Source organism: Agromyces binzhouensis (assembly GCF_004135055.1).
In the GTDB taxonomy this organism is placed as follows: domain Bacteria; phylum Actinomycetota; class Actinomycetes; order Actinomycetales; family Microbacteriaceae; genus Agromyces; species Agromyces binzhouensis.
On sequence record NZ_SDPL01000515.1, the window covers coordinates 1 to 1,825 of the forward strand.

Below are 1,825 nucleotides of genomic sequence, written 5' to 3' on the forward strand. Positions count from 1 at the left end.
CGAGTCGCCGTCGATCGCGACGACCTCGGCGTCGGTGCGGAGCACGGCGCCCGCCTCGCGGGCGGCGCGCGCGAGTTCGCCGGACACGGCGCCCATGCCGCCGACGGGCACGTCCCAGTCGCCCGTGCCGCCGCCGATCACGTGGTACAGGAAGCAGCGGTTCGCATCGAGCGACGGGTCGTCGAGGTCGGTGAACGTCCCGATGAGGCCGTCGGTCGCGACGACGCCGCGCACGAGGTCGTCGGAGAACCGCGCGTCGATCGTCTCCCCGAGGGGTCGCTCGACGAAGTCGTCCCAGACGCGTTCGTCCCCGACGAGGGCGCGCGCCTCGGCGCGGGTCGGGAGCGGTTCGGTCAGCGTCGGGAAGAGCCGCTCCGCGACGCGGGCGGTGTCGGCGTAGAACGCCCGCCACGCGTCGGCGTCGTCCTCCGCGCCGACCCGGGCGAACGCGTCGCGCGCCGCCGCGGCATCCGCCTCGACGTCGACGAGCAGGCCGCGCGACGGGTCGCGCGGGTCGGGCGTGTACGAGGAGAAGCGGCGTCGGACGAGCCGCACGTCGAGGCCGAGGTCGTCGACGATCCGCTGCGGGAGGAGGCTCACCAGGTACGAGTAGCGGCTGAGTCGCGCGTCGACGCCCTCGAAGGCCTCGGCCGAGACCGCGGCGCCGCCGAGGTGGTCGTCGCGCTCGAGCAGCAGCACGCGCTTGCCGGCACGTGCGAGGTAGGCGGCGGCGGTCAGGCCGTTGTGGCCGCCGCCGACGATGAGGACGTCGTGGGCCGAGGCGTCGGGCGCCTCGACGGCGTGGGGTGCGGCAGGGTGCGCATCGGTGGGCATCCCATGAGCGTAGACGAGCGGATGCCGCGTCCCGGCACCGTCCGACGGGATGCGCCCCCCTCGCAGCACCCCGCGGATTCCGGCCGTGTTCCGACCGGAATCGGGGCGAGAATCGACGCATGGCCGCGACGACGTCCCGCACGCTCGACCTCCTCTCGCTCCTGCAGAGCCACCGGCACTGGACCGCCCGGGAACTCGTCGACCGTCTCGGCGTGAGCGAGCGCACGCTCCGCCGCGACGTCGAGCGGCTGCGCCAGCTCGGCTACGCGATCGAGTCGACGAGGGGCGTCGCCGGGGGCTACCGGCTCGCCGCGGGCACCGGGCTGCCGCCGCTGCTGCTCACCGACGACGAGGGCGTCGCGATCGCGGTCGGCCTGCGCTCGCAGGCGGCGGCGGGCCTGCGCGGCGCCGAGCACACCACGTTCAGCGCCCTGGCGAAGATCGAGCAGGTCATGCCGCCCGCACTGCGTCGACGGATGGAGGCGCTCCAGTCCGTGGCGGCGCCGACGGGCGCGTCGGGGCCCGGGTCGAGGCTGTCGCCGGGATCGGGCCCGCGCCCCGCGCCATCCGTCGACAGCGACCTGCTCGGCCTGCTCGCCCTCTGCTGCCGCGACGCCGAGCGGATCAGGATGACGTACACGGATGCCGCGGGGGCGGCGAGCACGCGGTCGGTCGAGCCGCACCGGCTGGTGCCGCTCGGGCGCCGCTGGTACCTGCTCGCGTGGGATCGCGACCGCGACGACTGGCGCACGTTCCGGCTCGACCGGATCGACGACGTGTTCCAGACGCGGGTCCGCTTCACGCCCCATCCGCTCACCGACGACGAGGCGCTCGAACGCGTGCAGCGGTCGGTCCGCTGGCGCGACCGCGCGGTGCGCGCCGACGTGGTCGTGGCGATGCCGGTCGAGGAGTTCCGCGAGCGGCTCGGCTGGTGGGCTCGCGACGCGGTCGCCGCGCCCGACGGCGGGGGGACGGTGTGGCCGGTCGAGGG

General features: G+C 75.6%; 2 protein-coding genes. One reads left to right on the plus strand and one right to left on the minus strand.

Translation table 11 applies throughout. The features are described from left to right. Positions 1 to 834: phytoene desaturase family protein (locus tag ESO86_RS16280; protein ID WP_165308111.1), on the minus strand; the 834-nt coding region annotated here is incomplete at its 3' end. A 119-nt stretch (positions 835 to 953) separates the two neighbouring features. On the opposite strand from ESO86_RS16280, the gene ESO86_RS16285 reads away from it, so the two are divergent. Beyond that, positions 954 to 1,825, plus strand: an 872-nt coding sequence (locus tag ESO86_RS16285; RefSeq protein WP_165308114.1) for a helix-turn-helix transcriptional regulator, incomplete at its 3' end; no start/stop codon positions are given.